14 protein-coding genes are annotated in these 15,085 nt (G+C 42.1%); 11 read left to right on the plus strand and 3 right to left on the minus strand.

The window, feature by feature from the left end; genetic code table 11:
* The first annotated feature begins 33 nt into the window (after window positions 1-33).
* From SM121_RS05300 to SM121_RS05330, 7 genes are all read left to right on the plus strand, one after another.
* Window positions 34-1,263 carry an FtsW/RodA/SpoVE family cell cycle protein gene (locus SM121_RS05300; RefSeq protein WP_003012374.1) on the plus strand — a complete coding sequence of 410 codons (1,230 nt, stop codon included), beginning with the start codon at window positions 34-36 and terminating at the stop codon, window positions 1,261-1,263.
* Window positions 1,264-1,282: 19 nt separating this feature from the next.
* On the plus strand, window positions 1,283-1,834 hold the full coding sequence (locus SM121_RS05305) for a DJ-1 family glyoxalase III (protein ID WP_003012380.1): 552 nt from the start codon (window positions 1,283-1,285) through the stop codon (window positions 1,832-1,834).
* Window positions 1,835-1,999: 165 nt separating this feature from the next.
* Window positions 2,000-2,563 carry an HAD-IA family hydrolase gene (locus tag SM121_RS05310; protein WP_003012375.1) on the plus strand — a complete coding sequence of 188 codons (564 nt, stop codon included), beginning with the start codon at window positions 2,000-2,002 and terminating at the stop codon, window positions 2,561-2,563.
* A gap of 12 nt (window positions 2,564-2,575) precedes the next feature.
* Complete coding sequence (gene gyrB / locus SM121_RS05315) at window positions 2,576-4,525, plus strand: DNA topoisomerase (ATP-hydrolyzing) subunit B (RefSeq protein WP_003012372.1); 1,950 nt, start codon at window positions 2,576-2,578, stop codon at window positions 4,523-4,525.
* 87 nt (window positions 4,526-4,612) lie between these two features.
* A complete protein-coding gene (gene ezrA, locus SM121_RS05320) occupies window positions 4,613-6,337 on the plus strand; it encodes a septation ring formation regulator EzrA (RefSeq protein ID WP_003012364.1) in 1,725 nt (574 codons plus the stop codon).
* 112 nt (window positions 6,338-6,449) lie between these two features.
* Window positions 6,450-7,118: a phosphoserine phosphatase SerB gene (serB, locus tag SM121_RS05325; protein ID WP_003002742.1), complete on the plus strand. Its 669-nt coding sequence runs from the start codon at window positions 6,450-6,452 to the stop codon at window positions 7,116-7,118.
* Window positions 7,103-8,218, plus strand: a complete 1,116-nt coding sequence (locus SM121_RS05330) for a glycerate kinase (protein ID WP_155173015.1) — start codon at window positions 7,103-7,105, stop codon at window positions 8,216-8,218. The genes serB and SM121_RS05330 overlap by 16 nt, the downstream gene beginning before the upstream one ends.
* Window positions 8,219-8,260: 42 nt before the next feature.
* Here the strand turns inward: SM121_RS05330 and SM121_RS05335 are convergent, their stop codons facing one another.
* Window positions 8,261-8,713, minus strand: coding sequence for a DUF1694 domain-containing protein (locus tag SM121_RS05335; RefSeq protein ID WP_129824069.1), 453 nt, complete (start codon window positions 8,711-8,713; stop codon window positions 8,261-8,263).
* A 210-nt stretch (window positions 8,714-8,923) separates the two neighbouring features.
* On the opposite strand from SM121_RS05335, the gene eno reads away from it, so the two are divergent.
* A complete protein-coding gene (gene eno / locus SM121_RS05340; protein ID WP_003011192.1) occupies window positions 8,924-10,228 on the plus strand; it encodes a surface-displayed alpha-enolase in 1,305 nt (434 codons plus the stop codon).
* A 104-nt stretch (window positions 10,229-10,332) separates the two neighbouring features.
* Here the strand turns inward: eno and SM121_RS05345 are convergent, their stop codons facing one another.
* Window positions 10,333-10,518 carry a hypothetical protein gene (locus SM121_RS05345; RefSeq protein ID WP_009731358.1) on the minus strand — a complete coding sequence of 62 codons (186 nt, stop codon included), beginning with the start codon at window positions 10,516-10,518 and terminating at the stop codon, window positions 10,333-10,335.
* Between the two features lie 95 nt (window positions 10,519-10,613).
* A complete protein-coding gene (locus SM121_RS05350; protein WP_320910550.1) occupies window positions 10,614-11,624 on the minus strand; it encodes a lactonase family protein in 1,011 nt (336 codons plus the stop codon).
* Window positions 11,625-11,792: 168 nt separating this feature from the next.
* Between SM121_RS05350 and SM121_RS05355 the strand changes: the two genes are divergently transcribed.
* The 3 genes from SM121_RS05355 to budA all read left to right on the plus strand — a co-directional run bounded on the left by SM121_RS05355 (window position 11,793) and on the right by budA (window position 14,976).
* Entirely contained in the window at window positions 11,793-12,968 is a 1,176-nt protein-coding gene (locus SM121_RS05355) for an AI-2E family transporter (RefSeq protein WP_320910551.1), read from the plus strand.
* Window positions 12,958-14,187 carry a tetratricopeptide repeat protein gene (locus SM121_RS05360; RefSeq protein WP_320910552.1) on the plus strand — a complete coding sequence of 410 codons (1,230 nt, stop codon included), beginning with the start codon at window positions 12,958-12,960 and terminating at the stop codon, window positions 14,185-14,187. The genes SM121_RS05355 and SM121_RS05360 overlap by 11 nt, the downstream gene beginning before the upstream one ends.
* Window positions 14,188-14,259: 72 nt before the next feature.
* Window positions 14,260-14,976 carry an acetolactate decarboxylase gene (gene budA / locus SM121_RS05365; RefSeq protein ID WP_320910553.1) on the plus strand — a complete coding sequence of 239 codons (717 nt, stop codon included), beginning with the start codon at window positions 14,260-14,262 and terminating at the stop codon, window positions 14,974-14,976.
* Window positions 14,977-15,085: the final 109 nt, after the last annotated feature.

Here is a 15,085-nt window from a genome sequence, read left to right on the forward strand (position 1 = left end):
TTGATTTTATGATTCTCACAGAAAGGAACGTGAATGAAGAAACATCATTTTTGGACGATCCACCTGGATTATTCGATCATTGGGATTGTCTTCACCCTTCTCATGATTGGGATCTTATCCGTTTATGTGGCGGTTTCTTATGATTATCCCCAAATGGTGTGGCCCTTTTTGGGGCAGCAATTGGTCTGGATTGGTGTGGGATGTGTCATTTGCCTGATTGTGACGATTTTTAGCACGAAATTTCTTTGGAAAATTACTCCCTTTCTTTACCTACTAGGCTTAGCCTTGATGGTTCTTCCGCTTGTTTTTTATAATCCAAACTTGGTGGCTTCGACTGGAGCTAAAAACTGGGTTGCTTATGGGAACATCACCTTATTTCAGCCTTCAGAATTTATGAAGATTCCCTTCATCCTAATGCTGTCACGCTCTATTGTCCGATTTTTACAAAGAAATAAGGGGCGTGAGCGATTGTTACGACAAGATTGGTTTTTGATTTTAGAGTTGACCATCTATACGATTCCGGTCTTTGCCTTATTGGCTCTCCAGCAGGACTTGGGAACGGCCTTAGTATTTTTGGCCATCTTTGCGGGCTTAGTGCTCGTTTCAGGAGTTTCCTGGAAAATTATCTTGCCGGTCATCTTGCTTCTGGCAGGTGGGTTAGCAGGCTTTCTCTTCCTCTTTCTTTCAGAAGGGGGGCGGGCCTTTCTGCACCAGCAATTAGGGATGCCAACCTATCAGATGAACCGTATTTTAGCCTGGTTAAATCCTTTTGACTATGCACAAACCACCACCTACCAGCAGGCGCAAGGACAGCTAGCCATTGCAAGTGGTGGCCTCTTTGGTCAAGGCTTTAATGTCTCTAACTTATTGGTTCCTGTACGGGAAAGTGATATGATTTTTACGGTCGTAGCAGAGGATTTTGGCTTTGTTGGAGCTCTGGTGCTGTTGATATTATATGCGACCCTGATTTACCGCATTTTAAAAATTACCCTCCAGTCCAATAACCAATTTTATACCTATATTTCCATCGGATTTATTATGATGCTGGTCTTTCATATTTTTGAAAATGTCGGAGCAGTAACGGGACTTCTCCCCTTGACGGGAATTCCCCTCCCCTTTATCTCACAAGGGGGGTCCTCTGTTATTAGTAATCTAATTGGTGTTGGTCTGGTCCTTTCAATATATAATCATAATAGCAAAAAGAAAGAGCCAGAAGAAGGGCCTCCAATCCGTAAAAAAGTAGTCCTTAAAAGGGCGCAATAGATAGAAAGAAGGAATGAAAATGAAAAAAGTAGCAACAGTTTTAGCAAACGGTTTTGAAGAAATTGAAGCCTTGACCATTGTCGATGTTTTGAGACGGGCTGGAATCGACTGTGACCTCATTGGCATGGAAGAAACGGTCACAGGTTCTCACCAGATCACAGTGGAAGTCGACCGCCTGTGGAATGGGGACCTGTCAGATTATGATGGAATCTTCTTGCCAGGTGGGATGCCAGGAGCTGCGAATTTGAGGGATAATCCGGAATTGATTGTAGCTCTCCAAGAAGAAAGTAAAAAAGGAAAAATCATCTCAGCGATTTGTGCAGCACCAATTGTCTTGGCGCGTGCTGGCCTCTTAAAAGATAAACACTATACGTGTTACGATGGTTTTGAAGAAGAGATTCAAGATGGGTACTATCAGAAAGAAACAGTGGTGAAAGACGGGAATCTCCTGACCAGTCGTGGTCCTTCAACTGCTCTTGCCTTAGCCTATGCCTTGGTAGACCAATTTGGAGGAGATGCCCAAAGTCTTCGTCAAGGAATGCTCTATCAAGATGTCTTTGGAGATGCCTAAAAAGGCTCTTTTGGACACCATTTTTTCTGCTGAAAGATCACATTCTATGATAGAAAATGCCTTCTATTTGATTTAAAATGAGATGACCGTAAAAAATGGCTAAAATCCCCCCTAAATGAGGGTTTTAGCTTATTTTTTTTGTCTATTTGTGGTATAATATTGACTATGAATTATCATGATTTTATATGGGATCTTGGTGGGACGCTATTGGATAATTACGAAACGTCCACAAATGCCTTTGTAGCGACATTGAAGGACTTTCACATCCAAGCCGATCATGATTCTGTTTATGCAGCATTAAAAATCTCAACACAGGATGCAATTCAAACCTTTGCACCTCATATTTCCAATTTTCGTACGGAATACAAGAAAAAAGAAGCCTTGGGCTTGCAAGAGCCGGTCTTATTTGAGGGAGCAAAAGAGTTACTAGAAGAGATACAAGCACATGGAGGACGTCATTTTTTGGTATCACATCGGGATCGCCAAGTTTTGACCCTTCTTGATCAGACAGGTATTGCTCCCTTCTTTGCGGAGATTGTAACAGCAGACGAGGGCTTTCCTAGAAAACCAGACCCAGCCTCTATGCTTTATTTAAAGGAAAAATATGGCATTCAAGACGGTCTGGTCATCGGAGATCGTCCGATCGATATAGAAGCTGGGAAGGCTGCAGGGCTTTCGACCTATTTATTTGATTCTATGCCACACTTACGCCAGTTTATATTTGAATAGAAAAGGGAAATTATGACAGAGGATAAACAGCAAGAAAATCAAGCACAAGAATATGATGCCAGTCAGATTCAGGTCTTGGAAGGACTAGAAGCCGTTCGGATGCGTCCGGGAATGTATATTGGATCTACCTCAAAAGAAGGTCTTCATCATCTGGTCTGGGAAATCGTTGATAACTCGATTGACGAAGCCTTAGCTGGTTTTGCTAGCCATATTGAAGTTTTCATTGAAGCAGATAATTCTATCACGGTTGTCGATGATGGTCGTGGGATCCCAGTGGATATCCAAGAAAAGACGGGGCGACCTGCCGTTGAAACTGTCTTTACCGTGCTTCATGCAGGAGGAAAATTCGGCGGAGGCGGCTACAAGGTATCTGGTGGTCTTCACGGGGTAGGGTCATCCGTTGTGAATGCCCTCTCCACATCCCTCGATGTTCGCGTCTATAAAAATGGTAGTATCTATTACCAAGAGTATCGTCGTGGACACGTTGTGGATGATTTGAAAGTTATCGGTGAGACAGATCGGACAGGGACAACCGTCCACTTTATTCCGGATCCAGAAATCTTCACGGAAACAACCGAGTATGATTTTGAAAAATTAAATAAACGGATTCAAGAATTAGCCTTTTTGAATCGTGGTTTGCGTATTTCCTTGACAGATAAGCGGGAAGGTTTAGAGCAAGAAAAGCATTACCACTACGAAGGTGGGATCTCTAGTTACGTCGAATACATCAATGAGAACAAGGATGTCATCTTTGAAAAACCAATCTACACAGATGGTGAAATGGATGATATTACAGTTGAAGTAGCTATGCAATATACCACAGGCTACTATGAGACGGTCATGAGTTTTGCCAATAACATTCATACCCATGAAGGTGGGACGCATGAACAGGGCTTCCGTACAGCTCTCACTCGTGTGATCAATGATTATGCTAAGAAAAATAAGCTCTTAAAAGAAAACGAAGACAATCTAACCGGGGAAGATGTTCGAGAAGGCTTAACGGCAGTTATCTCAGTTAAGCATCCTAATCCACAGTTTGAAGGACAAACCAAGACCAAACTTGGAAATTCAGAAGTTGTTAAAATTACCAATCGACTCTTTAGTGAAGCCTTTTCTGACTTCCTTTTGGAAAATCCACAAATTGCTAAGAAAATCGTCGAAAAAGGGATTTTAGCGGCGAAGGCTCGGGTGGCTGCTAAGCGAGCTCGTGAAGTGACACGTAAGAAATCAGGACTTGAGATTTCCAACTTACCTGGTAAATTGGCAGACTGTTCTTCAAACAATCCACAAGAAACAGAACTCTTTATTGTTGAAGGGGATTCAGCAGGAGGATCTGCAAAATCCGGTCGAAATCGGGAATTCCAAGCGATTTTACCAATCCGTGGTAAGATCTTAAACGTTGAAAAAGCAAGTATGGACAAAATTCTAGCTAATGAAGAGATCCGTAGTTTATTTACTGCTATGGGAACTGGATTTGGTGCAGAATTTGATGTTACAAAAGCGCGTTATCAAAAATTAGTGATCATGACAGATGCTGATGTCGATGGTGCTCATATCCGAACCCTTCTGTTGACCTTGATCTATCGCTATATGAAACCAGTCTTGGAAGCGGGATATGTTTATATTGCGCAACCACCAATCTATGGGGTTAAAGTCGGTAGTGAGATCAAAGAATATATCCAACCTGGTGCCAACCAAGAAGCAGAATTAGCTGCGGCTTTGGAACGTTATTCAGAAGGTCGCTCAAAGCCAACTATCCAACGCTATAAAGGTCTTGGAGAAATGGATGATCATCAATTATGGGAAACAACCATGAATCCAGAACACCGCTTGATGGCGCGAGTATCAGTAGACGATGCTGCGGAAGCGGATAAGATCTTTGATATGTTGATGGGTGACCGTGTGGAACCACGTCGTGAATTTATCGAAGAAAACGCTGAATATAGTACACTCGATGTATAAAATTCACCGAACGCTTCCCATTAATGGATATTTTATGGTATAATTACTAGGATTACGTTCAAGTAATACGATGAAGGAGTTTTTTATATGTCTAGTGGACTAATTGTTCTCATCCTTATTGTCGCCCTTATCTTGATTGTAGGATATGTGGTTGCAGTCATTTTGAGAAAACGAAATGAAGCCTTACTGGCAGCACTGGAAGAACGAAAAGAAAAGTTATACAACCTTCCGGTCAACGATGAAGTAGAGGCCGTAAAAAACATGCATTTGATTGGTCAAAGTCAAATTGCATTTCGTGAATGGAATCAAAAATGGGTAGATCTATCCTTAAATTCATTTGCTGATATCGAAAACAATCTGTTTGAAGCGGAAGGCTATAATAATTCATTCCGTTTCATAAAGGCTAAACATGCCATTGACAATGTCGAAAGTCAGATCCAATTGATCGACGAAGATATCAAGGCGATTCGCAAAGCCCTTTCTGATCTGGAAGAGCAGGAACAAAAGAATAGCGGTCGTGTGGTTCATGCCTTAGATATGTTTGAAGAACTTCAAAAAGAAGTCTCCTCAGATCAAGATCGTTTTGGCAGTGCGCTTCCTGAAATTGAAAAACAAATTGGAAATATTCAATCTGAGTTTTCGCAATTTGTAACCTTAAATTCTTCAGGTGACCCTGTTGAAGCGGCTGAAATCCTTGATACAGCTGAGAATCATATTGTAGCCTTAAAACAAATTGTTGAGCGAGTGCCAGAAATTGTCACTGCCCTTCAGTCAAAACTTCCAGACCAATTAGAGGATTTGGAAAGTGGCTACCGCAAGCTTTTGGAATCAGGCTACCACTTCACTGAAACAGATATTGAATCTCGTTTCCAACAGTTGCATGCTTCCTTGAAGAACAATATGGCAAATGTATCTGCCCTTGAATTGGACAATGCCATTTACGAAAATGAACAAATTCAAGAAGAAATTGATGCATTGTATCACATCTTTACACGTGAAATTGAATCACAAAAAGTTGTGAAGAAGTTAGTGAAACAACTGCCTGGCTATTTGAAACATGCCAAAGATAACAATAACAACCTTGCGGCAGAAGTGGAACGTCTCGGTAAAACATTCGTCTTGAATGAAGCCTTCAGCCAACAGTTAAAAGAGTTAGAGGCTGAGCTATCTTCACAAGAAAATGTGGTAGAAGATGCCTTGAAAGATTCATCTGAAACACAAAAGGCCTATTCAATTGTAGAAGAAGAATTAGAAGCCATCGAGGCTCGCTTGAAAGAAATCGAAGATGAGCAAATCGGCTTGAGTGATTCCCTTTCAAAAATTGAAAAAGACGATGCCAATGCTCGCCAAAAAGTCAACATCTATGCCAACCGTTTGCATGCCATTAAACGCTATATGGACAAACGGAACTTGCCAGGAATTCCTCAAGAATTCTTAGAAATTTTCTTTACAGCAAGTAACAATACAGAAGCTTTGATGGATGAGTTGGAAGGGGATAAAATCAACATCGAATCAACCAATCGTTTATTGGAAATCTTGACCAATGATATGAATGAATTGGAAGAAGCGGCTTATCGAATTGTTCAAAATGCGACTTTGACAGAGCAATTGTTGCAATACTCGAACCGTTACCGTTCATTTGATGATCATGTACAGGCAGCCTTTGATGAGTCCCTTTATATTTTCGAAAGAGAATATGACTATGCGGCTTCCTTCAAAGTCATCTCAGATGCTTTGGAAATGGTAGAAGCTGGCGTAACCGATCGCTTTGTTACATCATATGAAAAAACGCGGGAGCAAATTCACTTCTAATAACAGAAAAACGACCTTTTAGGAGGTTGTTTTTTTATCTTCAAATGATCATTGAAACTTGAAATTAACTACCTATTTTTGTATAGTAAGGGAGAAATAAGAAAGGAAATCGATGAAAGAAGTAACAGGACTCCTGGTTATGGATGTAGATGGAACCTTGGTCCTTCAGGAAGGGATTGATCTACTAGCTCAAGAAGCTGGCGTGGGAGAAAAAGTGGCAGAGATTACAACACAAGCAATGAATGGGGAGCTGGATTTTTCAGCATCTTTAGAGGCGCGTGTCGCTTTATTGAAGGGATTAGAGACCTCTATTTTTCCGAAAATTTTGGAGCAGATGGAAGTCACGCCGGGTGCTGAAACGTTGATCACGGAACTTCATCAAAGAGGTTACAAGGTTGGCCTTGTTTCAGGGGGATTTCATGAAGTCATCGACCCCATCGCGAGGTCTTTAGGAATTGATCTGGTCCGAGCCAACCATTTGCAGGTTTCTAATGGCCGTCTGACAGGGGAAGTCCTCGGTGGGATAATCACACCTGAAAGGAAAAAAGAGGCACTTTTGACGTGGGCAAAAGAAAATCATGTCCCACAAAGTCAGACGATTGCGATGGGAGATGGTGCCAATGATCTTCCGATGATTGAAACAGCTGGTGTCGGGATTGCCTTTATGGCGAAGCCAATCGTCGCAGAGCGTGCCCCATATCGTATCGAGACGAGGGATCTAAGACTTGTTCTTGAAATTTTAGACCAGCATAGAAAGGAAACAGCATGCATATCCTACTAGCACCGGATTCATTTAAAGAATCCCTATCCGCCAAACAAGTAGCAGAAGCCTTAAAAAAAGGATTTCAAGAAGCTCTACCAGATGCAACTTTTGATCTCCTTCCTATTGGAGATGGTGGCGAAGGAACCATGGAAACCCTTGCTGGAGTTATGGATGTAACTGAGTACCAAACTCAAGTAACAGGACCATTTGGCCAGCCTGTTTCAATGTCCTACTATCAAAAAGATGAGATGGCCTTTTTTGAGATGGCCTCTCTTGTCGGTCTAGGATTAATTCAAGCTGAAAAACGAAATCCTCTTGAACTGGAAACACGAGGAATTGGTGAACTTATTCTGCAATTGGTTGACCAAGGGGTTAAAACGATCTGTGTGGGAATTGGCGGTTCTGCAACGAATGATGGTGGGATTGGGATGGCTGCTGGACTTGGGGTAGCCTTCTATGATGATCAAGGCCATCTACTTCGTCCCGTTGGGGCTTCGCTCGGTCGTGTGGCTAGAATAGATACCAGTGCGGTTCCAAAAGCTTTACAAGACATCGAGCTCCGAGTCTTAACGGATGTCACCAATCCTCTCTGTGGCAGTCAAGGAGCGACCTATATCTTTGGTGAGCAAAAGGGATTGAATCCGCTTCTGTTTCCAGCTGTCGATCAGGCTATGCAGGGTTTTTACCAATTAATAGATGCACGAATATTGTCCATGCCTGGCGCCGGAGCTGGAGGTGGCATGGCTGCTGGCTTGGTCGCTTTTGCGGGAGGTCTGATTTCCTCAGGAATTGAAAAAAGTCTCGATTTGATTGACTTTGATCACAAAGTACAAAAAGCGGATCTGGTTGTCGTGGGAGAAGGTAGGATGGATCTCCAATCCCTTTCTGGGAAAGCTCCTGTCGGGGTAGCCAAACGAACACCAGAAAAGATACCAGTGATAGCCATTTGTGGTAGTTTAGCGGAGGATTTGCCTGATTTTCCAAGTCATCACATTGATGCTGCCTTCTCTATCGTAAGGGGTCCTTGTGAGGTAGCAGATGCACTCGCTCACGCTGAAAGAAATCTAATTTCCTGCGCGCGAAATATTGGCAACCTTTTAAAAATAAAAGCAAACTAAAAAACCAATGGAAAGGGGATGTTCCCTTCCATTGGTTTTTCTTTAGCTAAAGAGACGTTTCCAAAATGATTTCTTTTCTGGACTGGCAGTCTCTTCTTTCTTTTCAAATAAATTTGGATACTGGAGATTCATATCTGTTGGTGAAATTCCAGATGGGTGGTCAGTATGGATGATGAGACCAAATGGGGAATGGCGACAGTCATCCGAAACGATGCTTGCCACAAGACCGAGATCCTTGGTTTTTTTCAAATATTGTAGCTGGCTGCTTTCATCTAAAGCTGGGGAGATCTTGACCAAAACAGGATGAAAGCGATCCGAAATATCAGTGAGGATTGTCGAATACTGCTCCAGGTACATCTTGTCCCTTGCCTCCTCCAAGGTGCATGAAGCAATCACCCGCTCCTCATAAGTCTCCAAAAATCGACGCTGCTCATCCGGATTGAATCGAGTAGGACCAGCGGCTTTTTCTAAAATTGTTTTATTAATATCTGTCATAAGCATAGTATAGCATAAAGCGCGGCAGAAGAATAGAAGTATGCAAAAAAATTAAATAAGGAGGGAAATGAAAGAAAAAAAGAACGTGGAATCGTTTTCTTGTTAAAAACTTCTCAATTTTCGTAGATTTCCTTGTTTTTTCTTGAAAAAATAGCTTAATTACGATATGATAGAGGAGTAAAAAATATAACTCAATAAGGAGAGTAAGAAATGTCAATTATTACTGATGTTTACGCTCGCGAAGTCCTAGACTCACGCGGTAACCCAACACTTGAAGTAGAAGTTTATACTGAATCAGGTGCTTTCGGACGTGGTATGGTTCCATCAGGAGCTTCTACTGGTGAACACGAAGCTGTAGAACTTCGCGACGGTGACAAATCTCGTTACGGTGGTCTTGGAACTCAAAAAGCTGTTGACAATGTAAACAACATCATTGCTGAAGCAATCATCGGCTACGATGTACGTGACCAACAAGCTATTGACCGTGCAATGATCGCTCTTGACGGTACTCCTAACAAAGGTAAATTGGGAGCAAACGCAATCCTTGGTGTGTCTATCGCTGTAGCTCGTGCTGCTGCTGACTACCTTGAAATCCCACTTTACAGCTACCTTGGTGGATTCAACACTAAAGTTCTTCCAACTCCAATGATGAACATCATCAATGGTGGATCTCACTCAGATGCTCCAATCGCTTTCCAAGAATTCATGATCGTACCTGCTGGTGCACCTACATTCAAAGAAGCTCTTCGTTGGGGTGCTGAAATCTTCCACGCACTTAAGAAAATCCTTAAAGGTCGTGGTCTTGAAACTGCCGTTGGTGACGAAGGTGGATTTGCTCCTCGTTTCGACGGAACTGAAGATGGTGTAGAAACTATCATCGCTGCTATCGAAGCTGCTGGTTATGTTCCAGGTAAAGACGTATTTATCGGATTTGACTGTGCATCATCAGAATTCTACGATAAAGAACGTAAAGTTTATGATTACACTAAATTCGAAGGTGAAGGAGCTGCTGTCCGCACTGCTGCTGAACAAATCGACTACCTTGAAGAATTGGTAAACAAATACCCAATCATCACTATCGAAGATGGTATGGATGAAAACGACTGGGAAGGTTGGAAAGCTCTTACTGAACGTCTTGGTGGTAAAGTTCAATTGGTTGGTGACGACTTCTTCGTAACAAACACTGATTACCTTTCACGTGGTATCAAAGAAGGATGTGCTAACTCAATCCTTATCAAAGTTAACCAAATCGGTACTCTTACTGAAACATTCGACGCTATCGAAATGGCGAAAGAAGCTGGTTACACTGCCGTTGTATCACACCGTTCAGGTGAAACTGAAGATTCAACCATCGCTGACATCGCAGTTGCAACAAATGCAGGACAAATCAAGACTGGTTCACTTTCACGTACAGACCGTATCGCTAAATACAACCAATTGCTTCGTATCGAAGATCAACTTGGTGAAGTTGCTGAATACCGTGGATTGGAATCTTTCTATAACCTTAAAAAATAATCTAGTATACTAGATTAGAAAGATCCTTGAGTTTTCTCAAGGATCTTTTTTTGCGATTGGGGTAAACAAAAATTCCTCAACTATCTAGTTGAGGAATCATCTTATTAGAACAAGCCTTTGATTTTGTCCAAGGCACCGCTGACCATTTCATTTCCAGATACAAGCCCTTTGGCTTGTTCAAGGTAGTCACCGAGGTTGTCTTTGTTGTCATCAACAAATTTCTTTGCAGCGTCGAAATCTTTCTTTTCGATCATTTCTTTTACTTGGTTAAATAAGTCCATTGGATTCATGCTTGGATCTCCTAAAATATAAGTTGTGAAGTCAGGCTCACGCCTTTTTCTCATCTATTTAATCATTTTTTTAGAGGTTTGACAACTAAAACGACTTAATGAAAAACCGTACAAACGGCCTCTGGAACATAGAAGTCGTCGGATAGAAGGGTCAATTTTCCGCTAGCAGAATCTCGTTTGAAGACGGTAGCATTCGGTGAATCTTGATGGGCTGCGATTAGGTGGTTTTGATCAGGACTAAGCGTGAAATCACGTGGATTGAGCCCTTGAGTTGGAACAATTTCAATGAGTTCTAGGCTACCATCTGCTACGACTTTGAAGACAGCGATGGAATTGTGAGCACGGTTAGATGCATAAAGGAATTTTCCATCAGCTGAGAGCTTGATAGCAGAGGCCCATTTTTGACCATCGTAGTCTGATGGAAGTGTGGAAACAGTTTGGAAGTGTTCGAATTCACCCATACCGTCATAAAAGAGCACATCGATCGTAGCATTTAATTCATTGATGAGATAAGCAGTCTTATAGTGAGGATGAAAGACCAGGTGACGAGGTCCTGCCCCTGGAGCTGTTTGATACTGATTGATCAGGGTTAGGTTTCCTTCCTCACTGACATCATAGACATGCAAACTGTCTGTTCCTAGGTCACACGTGATCAAGTACTGATCTGGTGTAAGGTCTGCATAGTGGGTATGTGGACTTGCTTGATTGGCATGAGGACCACTTCCTTGGTGGGTGTCTTGATCGACAAAGGACAAACGCCCATCTGTCTCTAGCTTATAAACGAGAACTTGGCCTTTGTGATAGTTGGCTCCATAGACCAGTTGACGCTTGTTATCGACAGAGACATAGCAGAGTGGAGCACCCTCTTCAACAACGTGATTGAGCGGCTGAAAATCAGCTGTAAAGCTTGCGATTCCTCCTTTACCCTCTTCAGCTCCGACACTGTAGAGGTTTCCTTTTTCAGAAAAAGCGATATAGGTTGGATTGGGTTCAGCTGCCACTAATTCAAGTTGGTTCAATGTCCCTGTTTCAGGGTCAAATTGTGCCTTGTAAATTCCTTTGGATTCTTTTTTGGTATAGGTACCGAAATAAATGGTTTGAGACATAGGTCACCTCATATGATTTGTTAGGTTTATTATATCAAAGGTCCTATTGGAAGGCAATTGCTAGTTGAAAAGGCGAGGTTCTTTCTTTCTTATTTTGCTAGTTTTTTCGTAACTTCAAGCTCAAAAAATGCTAAAATAGAAACAGATTGAAATGAAAAGGAGTTCTCTGTGGATAATAAAGAAAAACAGTTTAGTTTGTCCTGGTTTTTTAGATGGTTTTTAGACAACAAGGCCATTACCGTATTTTTAGTTACCTTGCTGTTGGGCTTGAACCTTTTGGTTTTGAGTAAAATCACCTTTATTTTTATTCCTATTTTTGAGTTTGCAGGAGCCGTCATGCTGCCTGTCATTATTTCTGGTTTGCTCTATTACCTGCTTAACCCTATTGTTGACTTTCTTGAAAGAAAAGGACTCAAGCGGATTTTTGCGATTTCCTTAGTCTTTTTCTTGATTGCAGTGCTTTTAATTTGGGGTCTAGCTGTAGTGATTCCATCCGTCCAACGACAAGTGGTGAGTTTCTTTCATAACCTGCCAACTTATTTGGAAAAGGCCAATGCAACCATCGATGATTTTCTAGATAATCGCGTCTCCTCAGATATCAAACCCCAATTAGATGAGATCACTAAGGAATTGTCTGCAAACATTACTTCTTGGGCGAGTTCGATCTCTGGGCGGGCTGTTAATTGGGTCAGCAATTTGATCGGAGTTGCTTCGCAAGTCATTGTTGCCTTGATCATCATGCCTTTTATTGTCTTTTATCTTCTACGAGATGGAAAAAATTTAAAGGGCCACATTGTTCGCTTCTTACCGACCAAGATTCGTAAATCTGTGGAACAAGTTCTCTCCGACGTCAACACCCAACTCTCCAATTATGTTCGAGGGCAAATTACAGTAGCCATTGTCGTCGCCATTATGTTCATCATCTTCTTTAAGATCATTGGCTTGCGCTATGCGGTGACACTGGGGATTTCTGCGGGGATCTTGAATTTGATTCCTTACTTGGGCAGTTTCTTAGCCATGTTACCTGCTTTAGTATTAGGCCTGGTAGCAGGACCAGAGATGTTTATCAAGGTCTTGATTGTATTTGCAGTGGAGCAAACCATTGAAGGACGTTTTGTATCACCGTTGGTTTTGGGAAGCCAGTTAAATATCCACCCGATTACCATTTTATTTGTGCTCTTGACGTCAGGATCTATGTTTGGAATCTGGGGAGTTTTCCTTGGAATTCCAGTCTATGCATCTGCTAAGGTGGTGATCGGAGCTATCTTTGAATGGTATAAGGTCGTCAGTGGCTTGTATGAAGAACACAATGAAATAGAAGAGGAAACACACAGTGAGTCATAGTCAACAAATGGTAGAGGCTCTCGATCGGCAAGAGCTAGAAGAGGCAGAAGTTCAATTTCAACAGGCCTTGTTAGAAGATAGTGAAGCACAATTATTGGATTTAGGTCAATATCTTGAAAGTATCGGTTTTTACCCTCAGGCAAAAGAAATCTATGAACAGATTGCAGAAACCTACCCAGAAGTGTATCTGAGTTTGGCAACTATCCTTGCAGAGGAAGGCCAAACGGAAGAGGCCTTTGCTTATTTAGAAGAAATTGGTCCTGAGTCTAACTGGTATGTGGCGAGTCTCTTGGTTAAGGCGGATCTCTATCAGCTGGAAGGACTCGCAGATGTTGCGCGTGAAAAATTAGTTGAAGCAGCCAGTCTGTCTGATGATCCGATTATTCAATTAGGGTTAGCTGAAATTGATCTGGAATTGGAACGCTATCAAGAGGCTATCCAGGAGTATGCCCAGTTGGACAATCGAGAGATTTTGGAAGCGACAGGGATTTCCACCTATCAACGGATTGGTTTTGCCTATGCCAATCTTGGTAAGTTTGAAGCAGCTGTTCCTTTCTTAGAGAAAGCTCTGGAGATTGAGTTTGATGACCAAATTTCTTACGAATTAGCGACCTTATTGTCAGACCAAGAAGAATACCAAAAAGCCCTGATCTACTACAAACAAATTGACACTTTGTCCCCTGAGTTTGAAGGGTATGAGTACGGGTATGCCTTAGCTTTACAGGCTGAAAATGACCGTGAAAAAGCGCTTGAAATTGCCAAACACGGGATTGAGAAGAATCCCTTTGATGCCCAATTGAAGCTTCTTGCTTCTCAGCTTTCTTATGAGCTCCACCAGCCTGAACAGGCAGAAGCTTATCTATTAGAGGCTAAAGAAGTGGCAGATGATCTCGAAGAGATTGCTCTTCGCCTGACTACCCTTTATTTGGAACAGGAACGCTTTGACCAAGTTTTGGATTGGCAAAATGAAGAAGTCGAAACGGTTGTCACCCGGTGGAACATTGCCCGTGCCTTGGCTGCCTTGGAGAAAACAGAAGAGGCCGTCTCAGCCTACCAAGAGCTTTATGAGGATTTAAAGGACAACCCAGAATTCCTCGAAGCCTATGTTTATCTGTTGCGTGAGGCTGGAGATGTGACGAAGGCGCGTGAAGTGGCTAACCAGTATTTGGCGATCGTACCAGACGATGTGCAGATGCAAACCCTCTATGATAACCTCTAATATAAATCATATCGTGAAGATTCGCAATAGTTTGTGGTATACTGGTAGAAGATAGAATGAGGAGAGAAAAACATGGAACCAGTGAAACTTTTTCAATACAATACCTTAGGTGCCCTAATGGCGGGTCTGTACGGGGGTTCATTTACGATTGGAGAACTCTTGGAACACGGAGATCTGGGAGTTGGGACGCTTGATTCTATTGATGGAGAGTTGATCGTATTAGATGGTAAGGCATATCAGGCCAAAGGATCAGGGGACCATCCTGAAATAGTCGAAGTTTCTCCGGATGCCAAGGTTCCTTATGCAGCAGTTGTCCCTCACCAAGCAGAAGTGATTTTCCGCCAACGCTTTGAAATGACGGACGAGGAATTGGAAGCCCGTATTGAGTCTTATTATGATGGGGAAAATCTGTTCCGATCTATTAAGATTCATGGTGATTTTGCCAAGATGCATGTCCGTATGATTCCAAAATCAACACCAGAGATGAAGTTTGCAGAGGTTGCAACCCATCAGCCAGAATATACACGGGAAAATGTCACAGGTACCATCGTCGGTTTTTGGACATCGGAAATTTTCCATGGCGTGAGTGTGGCAGGTTACCATTTGCACTTTATTTCAGATGACCATACCTTTGGTGGCCATGTCATGGATTTTGTCATCTTAGAAGGGATTGTAGAGGTAGGGGCCATCGATCAGCTGGATCAACGTTTCCCAGTTCAAGACCGTCAGTACCTCTTTGCTAAATTCAATGTTGATGAGGTCAAAGAAGACATCCATAAAGCAGAATAAAAAGGTTGAGCGAAGCTCAACCTTTCGTATTGAAGATAATGTTATTTAAGAAACTTTCCTTAGGTGAGAACGGACGTCAGCGAACTTCAAAGAAGTTCCATGACTAATT

It is taken from the genome of Streptococcus sp. S1 (assembly GCF_034137685.1).
Classification (GTDB): Bacteria; Bacillota; Bacilli; order Lactobacillales; family Streptococcaceae; genus Streptococcus; species Streptococcus dentalis.